The sequence below is a fragment of the Enterobacter sp. 03-F-07-AD-ECC genome (assembly GCF_047530935.1).
Classification (GTDB): domain Bacteria; phylum Pseudomonadota; class Gammaproteobacteria; order Enterobacterales; family Enterobacteriaceae; genus Enterobacter; species Enterobacter cloacae.
Window position 1 is genome coordinate 131,566 of sequence record NZ_JBLKBZ010000002.1, and the last position, 18,310, is coordinate 149,875.

Below are 18,310 nucleotides of genomic sequence, written 5' to 3' on the forward strand. Positions count from 1 at the left end.
CTGCTGTTAGTTAAAAGGTTTTAAGTCAACGCGCGCCATCATCGCGGCTAACTGGGTACGATCGGTAATGCCGACATTGCTCTGACTCACGGCCAGGGCTGCAACGGCGGTGGCAAGACGTAAAGTATGTTCACTGGATTCGCGCATCAGCAGGCCATAGATCAGACCGCCAACCATCGAATCCCCTGCGCCAACGGTGCTGACAACGTCAACCGACGGCGGTTTGGCGATCCATTCACCAGACGCGTTAACCCACAACGCCCCTTCTGCACCAAGCGAAATCACCACGTGAGCGATACCCTGCTCGCGCAGCGCATGGGCAGCGTCAATCACATCTTTTAATTCTGGCAGCTTCCGGCCAGCCCAGATCTCCAGTTCACGGCGATTAGGCTTCACCAGCCACGGGGACGCTTTTAGGCCGGCGACCAGCGCATCACGGCTGCTGTCAAAGATGATGCACGGGCACTGGCTGCGCAGGCGCGTCATCCAGTCGGTGAAGGCTTCCGGGCTTACGCCAGATGGCAGACTGCCGCTGACGCACACCATGTCGAACTGGCCCAGCCAGGTCAGAGAATCGTTAACAAAACGCTCCCAGTCAGGAGGCGTCACTTCAAAGCCAGAGAAATTCAGATCGGTCACTTCCCCGTCTTTCTCCGTCAGTTTGACGTTGATACGGGTACGGCCCTGAACGACCTGGAAACGGTTAGCAATGCCCAGCTCGCTGAACAGCTGCTGGAAACCATCCTGGTTATCTTTACCGAGGAATCCCCCCACGGTGACATCGATACCGAGATCCTTGAGCACTTTCGCGACGTTAATCCCTTTGCCCGCAGCATGCAGGCCAGTGGTACGCACGAGGTTTACTTCGCCGCGCTCAATCTCCGGGCAAAACCCCACCAGGTCATAAGCCGGGTTCAGCGTAATAGTCGCAACACGTCTGCTCATTATGCGCCCTCCCCCAGACCCGCCGCGATGGCATCGCCAATCGCTTTCAGCGCCTGTTCAGCATCCGCACCCTGCGCGGTGAAACGCAGACGGTGACCCTTCTTCACGCCCAGCGCGACAACTTTCATCAGACTACGACCATTGGCCGCTTTGCCCGTGCCATCCAGGTTAGCCACGGTGATCTCACTTTCGAATTGTTTAATGGTATTCACCAGCATGGTGCCCGGACGGGCATGCAGGCCGTGCTCGTTACGTACAACGAACTCTGCGCTCAGCACGTCATCCGTCAGCGCATCATCACTGGTCAGCAGAGCCAGCACGGTGGCGGCATCCGCGTTCAGCAGTTTTTCAGCTTTGTTGTTCAGCAGCAGATCGCCCAGACGCTTCAGCACGGCAACCGGCTGGTCATCGGTCATGGCGACGGTCACCAGCAGTGCAGCGTTTTCACCGTCTACGTCAAAGGCGCTTGCGGCACGGCTCACCGCGATAGCACTCCGCAGGTTGCCTTCAGCACTGTCGTTCAGCCAGATACCCTGGCCCAGATTGAGAGGCTTATCGTTAATGACGCGGGTAACAAAGGTAGCGTCTGCTGCCCCGGCTTCTTTCAGGCGTCCGGCGTTCAGGGCCTGCAGCGTCACCAGATCGGTCGCGGCAACGTCCAGCGTCAGCGTGTCGTTATCCAGTTTCAGCGCTTCGCTCTGTTTTTCGCCCATCAGCAGAGCGCGCAGCTCTTCAGCGGTGGTGGCAGATTTCAACTGCTCGGCCACGGCGTCATCGCTCAGCACATGGGTCAGCTGACGCAGCAAACCTAAGTGCTCGTCGCTGCTGGCCGCGATACCGATGGCCACGTAAGCCACCTGCCCCTCGCCCCATACAACGCCCTGCGGGAACTGATAAACCTTAACGCCGGTTTTCAGCACCTGATCGCGGGTGTCTGTGGTGCCGTGCGGAATGGCGATGCCATTGCCGAGGAAGGTCGAGGTCTGCTGCTCACGCGCCAGCATGCCGTTGACGTAGCCTTCAGCCACATTGCCGGCCTGCACAAGGGCAGCAGCAACCTGGCGAATGGCCTCTTCTTTGTTCCCGGCCTGAGCGCCCGGGTGGATATCCTGTACAGATAACTGGAACATGGTTCTCCTCTCCTGCTGAAAGTGAATCGTTTCAGCTTCACTGAGAAAAAATGCGCTAGCCTGCTCCGTTTGTTAAAACAAGATAGCGCTGAAACGTTTCAAAAAGTCTTGCGCTTTCTGCAAGACGTTGCAAGGAAAGTTACATTTCTGATTGCAGAATTTAGAGATGCAGCACATTTCTTCCTCGTTCAGCTGAATTTTGCTGACGGTCAGCAAATCAGTTTCAGCTAAGGTCAGCTGCGCGCGAATATGAAATGCCATTTTGATTATTCGTGGCGAAATTGACCTCACCCTCTGTTTATTTTCTGACTCGCGACGTACACTCCGCGTCTCCTGGAAACTCACCGACTGTGAAACATGCATAACACGCCCGCCGCCGTCTCACCGAAGCCCTTTGATTTCACCTCAACGGCATTTTTAATTGTTGCCTTCCTGACCGGCATCGCCGGTGCGCTGCAGACCCCTACGCTGAGCCTGTTCCTGACCAATGAAGTCCATGCGCGTCCGGCGATGGTGGGCTTCTTCTTTACCGGAAGCGCCATTATCGGCATCCTGGTGAGCCAGTTTCTGGCGGGGCGTTCAGATAAAAAAGGCGATCGTAAAAGCCTGATCGTCTTTTGCTGTCTGCTGGGGGTGTTCGCCTGCGTCCTGTTTGCCTGGAACCGCAACTATTTTGTTCTGCTGTTTATCGGGGTGTTTCTGAGCAGTTTCGGTTCAACGGCGAATCCGCAGATGTTCGCCCTTGCCCGTGAGCATGCCGACCATACCGGGCGAGAAGCGGTAATGTTCAGCTCTATTCTGCGTGCGCAAGTATCGCTGGCGTGGGTTATTGGCCCGCCGCTGGCTTACGCGCTGGCGATGGGGTTTGGCTTTACGGTGATGTACCTGAGTGCGGCAGTGGCCTTTGTGGTGTGTGGCGCCATGGTGTGGTTCTTTCTGCCGTCGATGCGTAAAGAGCCAAAAGTGGCAACAGGCGTGCTGGAGGCACCGCGTCGTAACCGTCGTGACGCCCTGCTCCTCTTTATTATCTGTACGCTGATGTGGGGCACAAACAGCCTGTATATCATTAATATGCCGCTGTTTATTATTGATGAGCTGCATCTGCCCGAGAAGCTTGCTGGCATCATGATGGGGACCGCGGCCGGGCTTGAAATCCCCACCATGCTGATTGCTGGCTATTACGCGAAGCGTTTCGGGAAACGTTTTCTGATGCGTATCGCCGCCGTCGCCGGGCTACTGTTCTATGTTGGAATGCTGACGGTTCATACGCCGGGCCTGCTGCTGGCTTTACAGCTGCTGAACGCCATCTATATCGGCATACTCGCCGGAATTGGCATGCTCTATTTCCAGGATCTGATGCCGGGCCAGGCAGGCTCCGCCACCACCCTTTATACTAATACCACCCGCGTGGGCTGGATTATCGCAGGCTCAATGGCCGGCGTGGTGGCAGAAATCTGGAACTATCACACGGTGTTCTGGATTGCGCTGGTGATGTGCACCCTGACGATAGCGTGCCTGACAAGAATTAAAGACGTTTAAGGTGCGGTGAGTGCTTCCAGATTAAGCAGGTACGTCATCGCCTGCGCGCGCGTGTTGCCGCACATCTCTGCGGAGGGCTGCAGCCCGGAGCAGACCTTCGGGCGCAGAGGCGAGCCAAAGATCATGCACAGGTTGGTTTCAGAGAGCTGAACGCAGCGGGTATTCGCAGGCTTGCCCTCCGGCATTCCTGGAATGGGGCTGGAAATGGACGGTGCGGTACAGCACGCGCCGCAATCGGGACGACAATCCATAAATGCTCTCTATCGGTGAAAGACCCGCGCAGTCGGGTATCGGGCGCACAGTAACACCTTTCATGTATTGATAGCAAAAGCCACGAATTCCGCTTGCCTGAAAGGCCGCGCACGAGTAATTTGGCGCGATATTTTTTACCTCCCGTAGACAGGATTACTGCAATGCCAAGAGCGAACGAAATTAAGAAAGGTATGGTACTGAATTACAACGGCAAACTGCTGATTGTGAAAGATATCGATATTCAGGCCCCGAGCGCCCGTGGTGCAGCAACGCTGTACAAAATGCGTTTCGCCGATGTACGTACCGGCCTTAAAGTGGAAGAACGTTTTAAAGGTGATGATATCGTTGATACCGTCACTCTGACCCGTCGCTATGTTGATTTCTCCTATATCGACGGCAACGAGTATGTATTCATGGATAAAGAAGATTACACCCCGTACATCTTCACCAAAGATCAGATTGAAGAAGAGCTGCTGTTCATTCCTGAAGGCGGTATGCCGGATATGCAGGTTCTGACCTGGGACGGCGTGCTGCTGGCGCTGGAACTGCCGCAGACGGTTGATCTGGAAATCGTTGAAACGGCACCGGGTATCAAAGGCGCGTCCGCCAGTGCGCGTAACAAACCCGCGACGCTGACCACCGGTCTGGTGGTGCAGGTACCTGAATACCTGTCCGCGGGTGAGAAAATCCGCATCCATATCGAAGAAAAACGCTATATGGGTCGTGCTGACTGAGTGCGGCTTTTGTTGGGTGGCGGCTTCGCCTTACCCGATCTACAAAAACACAAAAACCGGCTCTCAGGCCGGTTTTTTGTAGGCCCGGTAAGCGTAGCGCCACCGGGCAACAGCACTTACAGAAGCTCAGGATACTTCGTCATCTTCAGCGCCAGCTCTACGCCGCGCACTTCTGCCATCCCTTTCAGGCGGCCAATCGCCGAATAGCCCGGGTTCGTTTTCTTACGCAGATCGTCCAGCATCTGGTGTCCGTGATCCGGGCGGAACGGGATAGGACGTAAATCGCCAGCCAGTTTACGACGTGCCTCTTCCGCCAGAATGGCATCCACCACCGCCACCATATTCACATCACCGCTCAAGTGCGCCGCTTCGTGGAAGGTTTTCGGGTTCTCTTCACGGCAGGTTGCACGCAGATGCGTGAAGTGAATACGATCGCCAAAGGTTTCAATCATCCGCACCAGGTCATTATCCGCACGCACGCCATACGAGCCCGTGCACATGGTAAAGCCGTTATAGATGCTATCGACCGTCTCTTTCAGCCACTGCATATCTTCAATGGTTGAGACGATACGCGGCAGGCCGAGGATGGGACGCGGAGGATCGTCCGGGTGTACGGCCAGACGCACGCCCGCCTCTTCCGCGACCGGCACAATCGCGCGCAGGAAGTACGCCATGTTTTCGCGCAGCTGATTTTTATCAATGCCGCCGTACTCTGCCAGACGGGCGCGGAACTGATCCAGCGTGTAGCCCTCTTCTGCACCCGGCAGGCCCGCGATGATATTGCGGGTCAGCTTTTCAATGTCTGCTTCGCTTGCTGCGTTAAACCATTCGCGCGCCTGCTGCTGCTCGTCGGCCGTGTAATCGGCTTCCGCGCCAGGGCGTTTCAGAATGTGTAACTCAAATGCCGCGAAGGCGATCTGATCAAAACGCAACGCTCGGGAACCGTCTGGCAGCTGATACTCAAGGTCAGTACGCGTCCAGTCAAGAACAGGCATGAAGTTATAGCAAACGGTATCGATGCCGCAGGCCGCCAGGTTGCGGATGCTCTGCTGATAGTTAGCAATCCAGGTCTGATACTCCCCAGAATGGGTTTTGATATCTTCGTGAACGGGAATACTTTCCACGACAGACCAGGTTAAGCCTTTTTCTGCCAGCAGCGCCTGACGCTGTTGAATCTCCTCTACCGGCCACACCTGGCCATTCGGAATATGATGCAGCGCCGTGACGACACCCGTTGCGCCAGCCTGACGCACATCATCTAGAGAAACTGGATCGTTCGGCCCGTACCAACGCCAGGTTTGTTCCATTGCCCATCCTCCAAAGTTGTTATACCAATATATGTTACTGCGATGACGACTACCATACATGTTTAATAAGGAGGGTCAACACAGCGCCACAGATTGATTGATCGAACTCACAGAACGGCGATATTTACGGCTTACCAATTCTCTTTGTTGTCATATAACTTTACACTGACATTGTTAATTAATGGTTAATCAGGTGTGTATTTCATGAAGACAATTGCCTCCACCCCGCTTCCTGCCCATGTTCAGCAGCCGCGCTACGATCGCTCGCTTCTGCGCTCGCGCATCGTCCACTTCGGCTTTGGTGCTTTTCACCGTGCGCATCAGGCGTTATTAACCCATCGGGTGCTGAATGCCAAAGGAGGCGACTGGGGCATTTGTGAGATTAGTCTGTTCAGCGGCGATGTGTTGATGAGCCAGCTGCGGGCGCAGGATCACCTCTTCACCGTGCTGGAGAAAGGCGCGGAGGGCAACCAGCCGATTATCACTGGAGCCGTGCATGAATGCCTGAATGCAAAACTGGACTCGCTGGCCGCCATCATTGAGAAATTTTGCGAGCCGCAGGTGGCAATTGTTTCCCTCACCATTACTGAAAAAGGCTATTGCATCGACCCCGCAACCGGGAAACTCGATTTGCAAAACACCCGGATCGTTCACGATCTGGAAAACCCGACGGAGCCCCATTCCGCCCCAGGGATCATCGTCGAAGCGCTCCACCGCCGCCGTGAACGCGGCTTACCCGCCTTTACGGTGCTTTCCTGCGATAACATCCCGGATAACGGCCACGTGGTGAAAAATGCCGTGCTCGGCATGGCGCAGAAACGCTCTGAAGACCTGGCCGGATGGATTGATACCCATGTGAGTTTCCCGGGCACAATGGTTGACAGGATTGTGCCCGCCGCCACCGATGCCTCGCTGGCGGAGGTCGCGCAGGAACTCGGTGTGGAAGATCCGTGCGCCATCAGCTGCGAGCCCTTTATTCAGTGGGTCGTGGAAGATAACTTTGTCGCCGGACGCCCGGGGTGGGAAGTGGCAGGCGTGCAGATGGTGCAGGACGTTCTGCCGTGGGAACAGATGAAATTACGTATGCTGAACGGCAGCCACTCCTTCCTGGCGTATCTGGGCTATCTCGCCGGGTATGCGCACATTAATGAATGTATGGAGGATAAGGCGTTTCGTCAGGCCGCGCGGCGGTTAATGCTGGATGAACAGGCCCCTACGCTGCGTATCACCGACGTTGATCTAACGGCTTACGCCGACAGCCTGCTCGACCGTTTTGCCAACCCGGCACTGCAGCACCGTACCTGGCAAATTGCGATGGACGGCAGTCAAAAGTTGCCCCAACGCATGCTGGATGGGATCCGTATTCATCTGGAGCGTCAAAGCGCGTGGCCCCTGCTGGCGCTGGGTGTTGCGGGCTGGATCCACTACGTCAGCGGTACAGATGAACAAGGCAATACGATTGATGTCCGCGATCCGCTCAGCGACAAAATCCGTGCGAAGGTTGAAGCCAGCAATGACGCAAACCGCGTAAACGCTCTGCTGACGCTGAGCGAAGTCTTTGGTCACGATCTCGCGCAAAACCACGTTTTTGTCGAGTCGGTGAACCAGGCATACCAACGTATTGCCCGCCTCGGGGCGCGCCAGGCTGTTATCGAAACGTTAAATCTTTAACGTTTATTGCGCTTAAGGCGAACGGACATGCGCTCCGTTTGCCCTTCCTCTTCTCATTGCGCCCTTTTTTCGTCAGGATGAGAGATAATTGTTACATCATCACAATTATCTACCGGAGCGCACGTGACCAGGACCAACCTTATTACCGGTTTTCTCGGTAGCGGGAAAACCACCTCAATTCTCCACCTGCTGGCCAATAAAGATCCGGCAGAAAAATGGGCCGTGCTGGTCAACGAATTCGGCGAAGTGGGTATTGATGGCGCGTTACTGTCTGACAGCGGCGCCATGATCAAAGAGATCCCGGGCGGATGCATGTGCTGTGTGAATGGCCTGCCCATGCAGGTGGGGCTGAACACGCTGCTGCGTCAGGGTAAACCCGACCGCCTGCTGATTGAACCGACGGGGCTTGGCCACCCGAAGCAAATTCTTGATTTACTCACCGCGCCGGTTTACGAGCCGTGGATAAACTTACGCGCCACGCTTTGCCTGCTCGACCCGCGACAGCTGCTGGATGAAAAAGCGGTGGCCAACGACAACTTCCGCGATCAGCTCGCCTGCGCAGATATTATCGTCGCAAATAAAGAAGATCGGGCTACGGCTGAAAGCCAGGCGGCATTCGATGCCTGGTGGCAACATTTCGGGGGCAACCGTCAGCGGGTACAAACCACTCAGGGGAAGATAGATGTCGCCCTGCTCGACCTGCCACGCCTGAACCTCACCGAGCTGCCAGCCAGTGCGGAGCATGCGCATAGTCATCCCGCAAAGCAGGGTCTGGCGGCGTTGAGCCTGCCGGAACACCAGCGCTGGCGACGTAATCTCAACAGCGGTCAGGGTCATCAGGCCTGCGGGTGGATCTTTGATGCCGACACCGTTTTCGACACCATAGGCGTGCTTGAGTGGGCAAGACTGGCGCCGGTCGATCGCGTTAAGGGGATTATGCGCACCCCCGACGGCCTGGTGCGCATCAACCGTCAGGGTGAAGATTTCTTTATTGAAACGCAGAATGTTGCGCCCCCGGATAGCCGAATAGAGTTAATTAGTGCGGTTAACGCCGACTGGAATGCCCTGCAGTCCAGCCTGTTGAAGCTTCGTTTAAGTTCGGGCGGCTAACGTTGCCCCTGATTTCCCTGTATGCTGAATGTTATGACAACTCGAATTCCCCTGATTTTGCTGCTCAATGTCGCCGGACTGGCGCTCTTTTTCTCCTGGTATATCCCGGTGGATCACGGTTTCTGGTTTCCGCTGGATTCTGCCATCTTCCATTTCTTTAACCAGGCTCTGGTGAAGAGTGATGCCTTCCTGTGGCTGGTGGCGATTACCAACAACCGCGCGTTTGACGGCTGTTCGCTGGTAGCGATGGGCTGCCTGATGCTCTCTTTCTGGCTGAAAGAGGACAAAACCGGGCGTCGCCGCATTATGATTATTGGTCTGATGATGCTGCTGCTGGCTGTGGCCATTAACCAACTGGCTACGGCTATTATTCCGGTCAAGCGCTCAAGCCCAACGCTGTTCTTTACCGATATTTATCGCGTCAGCGAATTGCTGCATATTCCAACGAAAGATGCCTCGAAGGCCAGTTTCCCTGGCGATCACGGCATGATGCTGCTTATTTTTTGTGCAGTTATGCTGCGCTATTTCGGCAGGAAGGCATTCGCCATAGCCCTGATTATTTTTGTGGTTTTCGCCTTCCCTCGCGTAATGATTGGCGCACACTGGTTCACCGATATTGCCGTGGGCTCGCTCTCTGTTGCGCTGGTCGCGTTACCGTGGTGCCTGATGACACCGCTGAGCGACCGGATAATAGCCCTGTTCGATCGCTATCTGCCGGGTAAAAAGCAACAAGCATTAAACAAATAATTAACCCAAATTAACGTCCGCTATCAGGGATCATTGCGATCCCTGATAGATCTCCCGCCGCGAACGTTTCGCACTGTCATCTTCCCGTCATCTCTTTCATGATAAAAATGAATCAATTGCGTGATTAAGCGCCGGATCTGACTGCATTTTAAGCAATGCCGGATTTTTACTTTCTGTATCACAATTTCTTATAAAAAAAAGGCTTTTTTTACTCGCAATAGCCCTGGCAATCGGTTAATCTCGAACTCGTTTTGCCCCATAGAGATAATTATTTCCTTGGTGAATAAATTTGTGCGCTGCGCCACAAATGTGACCAGAAAGAATTGTCTCATTGTGAACAGATAATTAGTCTCGTCACGTTTGGCATTTTTATAACGATATTTGTCGTTAAGGACTTCAAGGGAAAATAAACAAAATGGTCAAATCTCAACCGATTTTGAGATATATCTTGCGGGGGATCCCGGCGATAGCAGTTGCGGTACTGTTGTCTGCATGTAGTACATCGAACACCGCAAAGAACATGCATCCTGAGACGCGTGTTGTGGGAATGGAAGATTCCTCGTCACTGCAAGCCTCTCAGGATGAATTTGAAAATATGGTACGTAATCTGGACGTGAAGTCCCGTATTATGGACCAGTATGCTGACTGGAAAGGCGTGCGTTATCGTCTGGGCGGCAGCACCAAAAAAGGTATCGATTGTTCCAGCTTTGTACAGCGTACCTTCCGTGAGCAGTTTGGGTTAGACCTGCCGCGTTCAACTTACGAACAGCAGGAAGTGGGCAAGTCGATTTCACGTACAAAACTGCGCACCGGTGATTTAGTTCTGTTCCGTGCCGGTTCAACGGGTCGACATGTCGGCATCTATATTGGTAATGACCAGTTTGTACATGCCTCCACCAGCAGCGGTGTGACCATTTCCAGCATGAACGAGCCATACTGGAAGAAGCGCTACAACGAAGCGCGTCGCGTACTGACCCGCAGTTAATATGATGATTGTATCGTTGGTTATCCCTTGGCTGGCGATATGATGAAAAAAAGACACTGCTTCGGCGGTGTTTTTTTTTGCCCGTTACACTGAATACATCCAGCGGCAATTCAGGAACCACGACGTCTATGTTCACCCGCTACTTTTCCAGTCATCGCAAGATACTGTTCCTCAGTATTATTACAGGTCTGGTCACTGCCCTGCTTTTGGGTTCATTGCAATTTTTCTGGAGTTACCACAAGCGGGAAGTCCGGTTCGACACCCTGATTACCGATGTGAGCCTCTACATGGAGAGCTATTTCGAAGAGTTGAAAACCTCTATCGATGTTCTTCAGCCCCTCACGCTGAACAACTGCCATGACGTCAATGCCGAGCTGACGTCGCGCGCGGCCTTCAGCCTCAATGTGCGCGCGTTCTTGCTGGTCAGGGACAAAATCGCCTTCTGCTCGTCGGCCACCGGGCCGATGGATACGCCGATGGAAGCCCTTATACCTGAGCTGCACATCAACAAGAAGATTGATATGGCATTACTGCCGGGCACGCCTATGCTGCCGAATAAACCCGCCATTGCCATCTGGTACCGAAACCCTCTGGTTAAAGACGGCGGGGTGTTTACGTCAGTTAATCTCAATCTGACCCCCTACCTGCTTTATACCGCGCGCCAGGACGACTTCGCAGGGATTGCCATCATCATCGGTGATATGGCGCTGTCCACCATGTCCAGTACCCTGATCAGGGCGCAAGATTTACATGCCGTGCCCGAGCGTACCGCCACGCTTAAGGCCGTGCCGCTGACCATTAAGCTGTACGCTGAAAAGTGGACAAGCGACGAAATTCTCTACGCCCTCTTCTTTGGGCTGGTGTGCGGCATTGCGGCAGGATCGCTGAATTTCTATATCCTCACCATCCGCGTTAATCCCGGCAAAGAGATCCTCAGCGCCATTAAGCGCGGCCAGTTTTATGTGGTCTATCAGCCCGTGGTGGATGCAAAAGATCTGAAAATGCGGGGGGTTGAGGTCCTGATGCGCTGGAAGCACCCCACCATGGGTGAGATCCCCCCTGATGCGTTTATCAATTTTGCTGAAGCGCAGCAGCTGATTGTTCCGCTCACGCTGCATCTGTTTGACCTTATCATTCACGATGCGCCGGTATTACAGACCCAGCTACCGCCGGGCGCAAAACTCGGTATCAACATTGCGCCGGGGCATCTGCACGCCGACAGCTTTAAAGATGATATGCGCACGTTTAAAGAGTTACTGCCGCCGGATCACTTCCAGTTGGTGCTGGAAATTACCGAGCGCGACATGCTCAACCACCGTGAAGCCAACAACCTGTTCGAATGGCTGCACAACGAAGGGTTTGAGATAGCGATCGATGATTTTGGTACCGGCCACAGTGCACTGATCTATCTTGAACATTTCACCATGGATTACATCAAAATCGACCGGGGTTTTGTTAACGCCATCGGGACAGAAACCGTCACCTCACCGGTGCTTGATGCCGTACTGATGCTGGCAAGACGGCTGAACATGTCTACCGTCGCAGAGGGCGTGGAAACGCCGGAACAGGCGGCCTGGCTGCGCGAACATGGCGTTAACTTCCTGCAGGGATACTGGATTAGCCGTCCGATGCCGCTGGAGCAGTTCCGTGAGTGGCGGCCCGACCTGACGCACGCTGGCGAATAATTTCACATTGCCCGTGACGTCACTTATTATTCAGCTTAACTGAGCCGGTCTGTTAAAGAGGGAGCTGTCGCGAGATGTTTATGCGCTTCATACTGTTGCTGTTGGCACTGACGGCCCTGTCCAGCCAGGCGCAAACCATCAAAGAAGACGTTGCGTTTGCCGTGATTGGTGAACCGAAATACGCGGTGAATTTCACCCATTATGATTACGTCAACCCTGCCGCGCCGAAAGGCGGGAATGTGACGCTCTCCGCCACCGGCACGTTCGATAACTTCAACCGCTTTGCCCTGCGCGGTGTGGCCGCGGCGCGCACAGAATCTCTCTACGATACCCTGTTTGTCACCTCTGATGATGAGCCCGGAAGCTACTATCCGCTGATCGCCGAAAACGTGCGGTATGCGGATAATTTTGCCTGGGCGGAAATTTCGCTAAACCCGCGGGCGCGTTTTCATGACGGTTCGCCGGTCAGGGCAAGCGATGTCGCCTTTACGTTTCATAAATTTATGACTGAAGGCGTTCCCCAGTTCCGTATTGTCTACAAAGGCGCGTCGGTCAGGGCCATCGCACCGCTCACCGTGCGCATTGAGCTGAGCGAGCCGAATAAAGAGAATATGCTGAGCCTGTTCTCCCTGCCCGTAATGCCTGAATCGTTCTGGAAAGCCCATAAGCTGAGCGACCCGCTCTCCACACCGCCGCTGGCTGGAGGCCCGTACCGCATCACCGACTGGCGCATGGGGCAGTATGTGGTCTACTCCCGTGTAAAAGACTACTGGGCCGCCAACCTGCCGGTAAACCGGGGGCGCTGGAATTTCGACACCCTTCGCTATGATTACTACCTGGACGATAACGTGGCTTTTGAGGCCTTTAAGGCCGGAGCCTTCGATTTACGCCTGGAGAGCAGCGCCAAAAACTGGGCCACGCGCTATATCGGTAAAAACTTCGCCAAAGGCTACATCGTCAAGGACGAGCACAAAAATAGCTCTGCCCAGGACACGCGCTGGCTGGCGTTTAATATTCAGCGCCCGGTGTTTAACGACCGCCGGGTACGTCAGGCCATTACCCTGGCCTTTGACTTTGAGTGGATGAACAAGGCGCTGTTTTATGGCGCCTACAGCCGCGCTAACAGCTATTTTCAGAATACCGAATACGCGGCGCGCGCTTACCCCAATGCCGACGAGTTGACGCTGCTGGCCCCCTTCAAAGCACAATTGCCGCCGGAAGTGTTTACCACCGTGTTTGATCCCCCCACCTCCGATGGCAACGGCTTTGATCGTGACAATTTGCTGAAAGCCAGCAAACTGCTGGATGAGGCCGGTTGGGTCCTGAAAAATCAAAAACGGGTCAATGCCCAAACGGGAAAACCGTTGAGCTTCGAGCTACTGATCGCGTCAGGGGCAAACGATCAGTGGGTTTTGCCGTTTAAGCACAACCTGGCCCGGCTGGGGATCACAATGAACATACGCCAGGTGGATATCGCCCAGCTGACCAACCGCAAGCGCAGCCGGGATTACGATATGATGCAGAGCCTGTGGCCCGCGCAGCCCTGGCCAAGCTCCGACCTGCAGATTTCCTGGGCGTCCAGTTACATCGACTCCTCGTACAATGCGCCGGGGGTAAAAAGCCCGGTCGTTGACGCGCTAATTGCAAAGATCGTGGCAGCACAGGGCGATAAACAGAAGCTCCTGCCATTAGGACGCGCCCTCGACAGAGTGTTAACCTGGAACTACTACATGCTGCCCATGTGGTATATGGGTGAAGATCGTCTTGCCCGCTGGGACAAATTTTCGCTGCCTGCCGTGCGCCCGATCTATTCGCTGGGCTTCGATACCTGGTGGTATGACGTTAACAAAGCCGCCAGACTCCCAGCTGAGCGGCGATAAGGAATCATCATGGGTGCGTATCTAATCCGCCGTCTCCTGCTGATCATCCCAACCCTGTGGGCCATCATCACTATTAACTTTTTTATTGTGCAAATCGCGCCCGGCGGGCCGGTCGATCAGGCGATTGCGGCGATTGAATTTGGCACTAGCGGCGGGATGCCCGGCGGTGGCGGAGAAGGAATGGGCGCAAGCCATGCCAAAACGGGCGTGGGGAATATCAGCGAAAGCCATTATCGCGGCGGCCGCGGGCTGGATCCGGAGGTGATTGCCGAGATCACCCATCGCTATGGTTTTGATAAACCGATTCACGAGCGCTATTTCAAAATGCTGTGGGATTACGTCCGGTTTGATTTTGGTGATAGCCTGTTCCGCAGTGCCTCGGTCTTAACCCTGATCAAACAAAGCCTGCCGGTGTCGATCACCCTGGGACTGTGGGGAACGCTGATTATCTACCTGGTTTCCATTCCGCTTGGGATCCGCAAAGCGGTCTACAACGGCAGCCGTTTTGATATCTGGAGCAGCACGTTCATTATCATCGGCTATGCCATTCCGGCGTTTCTGTTCGCTGTGCTGTTGATTGTCTTTTTTGCCGGCGGCAGCTATTTCGATCTCTTCCCGCTGCGGGGGCTGGTATCCGCCGATTTCAGCATCCTGCCGTGGTATCAGAAAATCACCGACTATCTCTGGCATATCACGCTGCCGGTGCTGGCAACGGTGATTGGCGGATTTGCCGCTCTGACCATGCTGACCAAAAACGCCTTTCTTGATGAAATCCGCAAACAGTATGTCGTCACCGCCCGCGCGAAGGGCGTGGGTGAAAAACAGATCATGTGGAAGCACGTGTTCCGCAACGCCATGCTGCTGGTGATTGCCGGATTTCCTGCCACGTTCATCAGTATGTTTTTTACCGGCTCGCTGCTTATTGAGGTGATGTTCTCGCTTAACGGTCTGGGGCTGTTGGGTTATGAAGCCACCGTGTCGCGGGATTATCCGGTGATGTTTGGCACACTCTACATTTTTACCCTGATTGGCCTGCTGCTGAATATCGTCAGTGATATCAGCTATACGCTGGTCGATCCCCGAATCGATTTTGAGGGCCGATGATGCCGCGTTTAAGCCCCGTCAATCAGGCCCGCTGGGCCCGTTTTCGCCACAACCGTCGTGGCTACTGGTCGTTATGGATTTTTGCCGTCCTGTTTGTGTTAAGCCTGTGCTCAGAGCTGATTGCCAACGATAAACCCCTGCTGGTGCATTTCAACGACCGCTGGTATGTGCCCGTGCTTAATAACTACAGTGAAAGTGACTTTGGCGGCCCATTTGCAACACCGGCGGAGTATCAGGATCCGTGGCTGCGCCAGCAGATTGATCAACACGGCTGGGCACTGTGGGCCCCGATCCGTTTTGGCGCCAACAGTATCAATTTCGCCACCACGACCCCCTTCCCTTCTCCCCCGTCCACGCAAAACTGGCTGGGAACGGATGCCAACGGTGGCGACGTGCTGGCGCGCATCCTCTACGGTACCCGAATCTCGATCCTCTTTGGGCTGATGCTGACGCTCTTCTCCAGCGTGATGGGCGTGGTGGCAGGTGCCGTCCAGGGCTACTATGGCGGTAAAATTGACCTCTGGGGTCAGCGCGTGATTGAGGTGTGGTCAGGTATGCCAACGCTGTTTCTGATCATCCTGCTGTCGAGCGTGGTGCAGCCAAACTTCTGGTGGCTGCTGGGGATCACCGTATTGTTTGGCTGGATGGCGCTGGTGGGCGTCGTGCGCGCAGAATTTCTGCGCACCCGTAATTTTGACTATATTCGTGCCGCGCAGGCACTGGGCGTGAGCGACCGTGGGATCATCTTCCGCCATATGCTGCCGAACGCCGTGGTGGCGACACTGACCTTTCTGCCGTTTATTTTGTGCAGCTCCATCACCACCCTCACCTCGCTCGATTTCCTGGGCTTCGGGCTACCGCTCGGTTCCCCCTCGCTCGGCGAGCTGTTGCTGCAGGGCAAAAACAACCTGCAGGCACCGTGGCTGGGCATTACAGCCTTTCTTTCCGTGGCGGTACTGCTTTCGCTGCTGATTTTTATTGGCGAAGCCGTGCGCGACGCCTTCGATCCCAACAAGGCGGTGTAACATGACGCAGCCCCTTCTCAGTATCGATAATCTGTCGATTGCCTTTTCGAAACAGGGTGAGACGCGCACCGTGGTCAGCGATCTGTCGCTGCAGATCCAGCGTGGCGAAACGCTGGCGCTGGTGGGGGAATCCGGCTCCGGCAAGAGCGTCTCGGCACTCTCCATTCTGCGCCTGCTCCCGTCTCCGCCAGTGAGCTACCCGCAAGGAGATATTCTGTTTCACGGCAGCTCGCTGCTGCACGCCGACGAACAGACCCTGCGGGGCGTCCGCGGCAATAAAATTGCGATGATTTTCCAGGAGCCGATGGTCTCACTCAACCCGCTGCATACCCTGGAAAAACAGCTTTACGAGGTGCTCTCCCTGCACCGGGGCATGCGCAAAGAGGCCGCACGCGGGGAAATCCTCGACTGCCTCGACAGAACCGGCATCCGCAACGCGGCAAAACGGCTGAGCGATTTCCCGCATCAGCTTTCCGGCGGTGAACGTCAACGTGTGATGATTGCCATGGCGCTACTGACACGCCCGGAACTGCTGATCGCTGATGAGCCCACCACCGCGCTGGACGTCACGGTGCAGGCGCAAATTTTGCAGCTGCTGCGGGAGTTACGTAGCGAGCTGAACATGAGTCTGCTGTTTATCACCCATAACCTGAGCATAGTGAAAAAGCTGGCCGACAGCGTCGCCGTAATGCAAAACGGACGCTGTGTAGAGCAGAACACCGCCGCCGCACTGCTGAACGCGCCTCAGCACCCCTATACGCAGCGGCTGCTCGACAGTGAACCCTCAGGCGATCCTGTGCCTCTTCAGGGGGACAGCGCGCCGTTGTTGAACGTCGAGGGGCTGTCTGTCTCCTTCCCCATCCGTAAAGGTATTCTGCGCCGCGTGGTCGACCAGAACGTCGTGCTGAAGAACATCCGTTTTTCACTGCGCCCGGGTGAGTCGCTGGGGCTGGTGGGCGAGTCGGGTTCAGGCAAAAGCACCACCGGCCTGGCACTGCTGCGTTTAATTGCCTCGCAGGGCGAGATCCTGTTTGACGGCATGCCGCTGCACCACTGGAACCGTCGGCAGATGCTGCCGGTACGTCCCCGCATGCAGGTGGTGTTTCAGGATCCCAACTCCTCGCTCAATCCAAGGCTGAGTATTTTGCAGATCATCGAAGAAGGATTGCGCGTCCATCAGCCTACCCTGACGGCTCTGCAACGTGAAAATGAGGTCAGGCGTGTGATGACAGAGGTAGGGTTAGATCCCGAGACGCGCCACCGCTACCCGGCTGAATTTTCTGGCGGACAGCGCCAGCGTATCGCCATTGCCCGCACGCTGATCCTCAAACCTGAGCTGATCATCCTGGATGAACCGACCTCCTCGCTGGACAGAACCGTGCAGGCACAGATCCTGACCCTGTTAAAAGGGTTACAGGAAAAGCACCGGCTGGCCTATATCTTTATCAGCCACGATCTACAGGTAGTGCGGGCGTTATGCCATCAGGTGATTGTGCTACGGCAGGGAGAAGTGGTCGAGCAAGGTGAGTGCCAGCGCGTATTTACTGCACCGACGCAGAGCTACACGCGCCAGCTGTTATCGGCAGACTAGCACTCAGAAGGGATACTGGCCCGAGAAAGGCTCAGCAATGGCCACGCCGAAGTTTTTCAGGCGGCAGGTTGCGGCAAATTCATCCTGACTTTTAACAAACAGGCACGGCTCGCCTTCACACTCCAGTACGGAGCTGTCCACTTCGATATCCGACAGCGCCTGGCTTAAGCGTTCCATCACCGGCCATGCATCTTCATCGCTCGGGCTAAGCAGTTTGAGCGCGACCAGACAATTCTCGCAACCTGCAACGTTTTGCGGAATCGGTTCAACTTTCGAACCTGCAAAACCCGCCGACCAGCGATAGCTCTGGGGCAAGCGATGGACTATGGAGAGTTGTAATGTATTCACGTTCGATCCCCGGAAGCAAATTTACTTCACAATTTATTTACATTTATAGTAACACATCATCGCCAACCTGCACTATTCAGCGCTTTTTTATAGGTATCCAGGCTCGCGTCGGCGCTATATGTACCCGTTTCTGCGATCTAACTCAACCTTTTTAAATACAATGATGTGACTTTTTACACAAATAGATTTTACATAAAAGAAACAAACACAGGGTAAACGAACGCAAGTTTGGTTGATATGGGTCAACAAAAAGGCCC

At 54.9% G+C, this 18,310-nt stretch carries 16 protein-coding genes; 11 read left to right on the plus strand and 5 right to left on the minus strand.

Annotated elements, in window-relative coordinates; all coding sequences use genetic code 11:
- Positions 1–6: 6 nt before the first annotated feature.
- Together fruK and fruB are read right to left on the minus strand one after the other, a co-directional pair.
- Entirely contained in the window at positions 7–945 is a 939-nt protein-coding gene (gene fruK / locus ACMWKA_RS03480) for a 1-phosphofructokinase (RefSeq protein ID WP_020690122.1), read from the minus strand.
- Positions 945–2,075, minus strand: coding sequence for a fused PTS fructose transporter subunit IIA/HPr protein (fruB, locus tag ACMWKA_RS03485; RefSeq protein WP_062934672.1), 1,131 nt, complete (start codon positions 2,073–2,075; stop codon positions 945–947). The genes fruK and fruB overlap by 1 nt, the downstream gene beginning before the upstream one ends.
- A 357-nt stretch (positions 2,076–2,432) precedes the next feature.
- On the opposite strand from fruB, the gene setB reads away from it, so the two are divergent.
- A complete protein-coding gene (setB, locus tag ACMWKA_RS03490) occupies positions 2,433–3,614 on the plus strand; it encodes a sugar efflux transporter SetB (protein WP_013097970.1) in 1,182 nt (393 codons plus the stop codon).
- Here setB and ACMWKA_RS03495 read toward each other — a convergent pair.
- On the minus strand, positions 3,611–3,865 hold the full coding sequence (locus ACMWKA_RS03495) for a YkgJ family cysteine cluster protein (RefSeq protein WP_038420213.1): 255 nt from the start codon (positions 3,863–3,865) through the stop codon (positions 3,611–3,613). The genes setB and ACMWKA_RS03495 overlap by 4 nt on opposite strands.
- A 162-nt stretch (positions 3,866–4,027) precedes the next feature.
- On the opposite strand from ACMWKA_RS03495, the gene yeiP reads away from it, so the two are divergent.
- The gene (yeiP, locus tag ACMWKA_RS03500; protein ID WP_008500940.1) at positions 4,028–4,600 is read left to right on the plus strand and encodes an elongation factor P-like protein YeiP; all 573 of its coding nucleotides are present in this window, start codon (positions 4,028–4,030) and stop codon (positions 4,598–4,600) included.
- A gap of 116 nt (positions 4,601–4,716) precedes the next feature.
- Here yeiP and uxuA read toward each other — a convergent pair whose 3' ends face one another.
- Positions 4,717–5,907 carry a mannonate dehydratase gene (uxuA, locus tag ACMWKA_RS03505; RefSeq protein WP_013097978.1) on the minus strand — a complete coding sequence of 397 codons (1,191 nt, stop codon included), beginning with the start codon at positions 5,905–5,907 and terminating at the stop codon, positions 4,717–4,719.
- A 204-nt stretch (positions 5,908–6,111) separates the two neighbouring features.
- Here uxuA and ACMWKA_RS03510 point away from each other — a divergent pair, with 204 nt between their 5' ends.
- From ACMWKA_RS03510 to yejF, 9 genes are all read left to right on the plus strand, one after another.
- Positions 6,112–7,578: a mannitol dehydrogenase family protein gene (locus ACMWKA_RS03510; protein WP_414759992.1), complete on the plus strand. Its 1,467-nt coding sequence runs from the start codon at positions 6,112–6,114 to the stop codon at positions 7,576–7,578.
- Positions 7,579–7,701: 123 nt separating this feature from the next.
- On the plus strand, positions 7,702–8,688 hold the full coding sequence (locus ACMWKA_RS03515; protein WP_062728896.1) for a CobW family GTP-binding protein: 987 nt from the start codon (positions 7,702–7,704) through the stop codon (positions 8,686–8,688).
- Positions 8,689–8,721: 33 nt separating this feature from the next.
- A complete protein-coding gene (locus ACMWKA_RS03520) occupies positions 8,722–9,435 on the plus strand; it encodes a phosphatase PAP2 family protein (protein WP_029883087.1) in 714 nt (237 codons plus the stop codon).
- A gap of 415 nt (positions 9,436–9,850) precedes the next feature.
- Positions 9,851–10,420 carry a bifunctional murein DD-endopeptidase/murein LD-carboxypeptidase gene (gene mepS, locus ACMWKA_RS03525; protein ID WP_023619753.1) on the plus strand — a complete coding sequence of 190 codons (570 nt, stop codon included), beginning with the start codon at positions 9,851–9,853 and terminating at the stop codon, positions 10,418–10,420.
- Positions 10,421–10,548: 128 nt separating this feature from the next.
- Positions 10,549–12,105 carry a cyclic di-GMP phosphodiesterase gene (locus ACMWKA_RS03530; protein WP_161669976.1) on the plus strand — a complete coding sequence of 519 codons (1,557 nt, stop codon included), beginning with the start codon at positions 10,549–10,551 and terminating at the stop codon, positions 12,103–12,105.
- 74 nt (positions 12,106–12,179) lie between these two features.
- Positions 12,180–13,985 (plus strand): extracellular solute-binding protein, encoded by a 1,806-nt coding sequence (locus ACMWKA_RS03535; protein ID WP_020690112.1) that lies wholly within the window; start codon positions 12,180–12,182, stop codon positions 13,983–13,985.
- A 9-nt stretch (positions 13,986–13,994) separates the two neighbouring features.
- A complete protein-coding gene (locus tag ACMWKA_RS03540) occupies positions 13,995–15,089 on the plus strand; it encodes a microcin C ABC transporter permease YejB (RefSeq protein WP_058662031.1) in 1,095 nt (364 codons plus the stop codon).
- Positions 15,089–16,114, plus strand: coding sequence for an ABC transporter permease (locus ACMWKA_RS03545; RefSeq protein WP_014832713.1), 1,026 nt, complete (start codon positions 15,089–15,091; stop codon positions 16,112–16,114). The genes ACMWKA_RS03540 and ACMWKA_RS03545 overlap by 1 nt, the downstream gene beginning before the upstream one ends.
- 1 nt (position 16,115) lies before the next feature.
- Positions 16,116–17,705, plus strand: coding sequence for a microcin C ABC transporter ATP-binding protein YejF (gene yejF / locus ACMWKA_RS03550; protein WP_414759993.1), 1,590 nt, complete (start codon positions 16,116–16,118; stop codon positions 17,703–17,705).
- Positions 17,706–17,708: 3 nt separating this feature from the next.
- Here the strand turns inward: yejF and ACMWKA_RS03555 are convergent, their stop codons facing one another.
- Entirely contained in the window at positions 17,709–18,053 is a 345-nt protein-coding gene (locus tag ACMWKA_RS03555; protein ID WP_013097988.1) for a YejG family protein, read from the minus strand.
- Between the last annotated feature and the right edge of the window lie 257 nt (positions 18,054–18,310).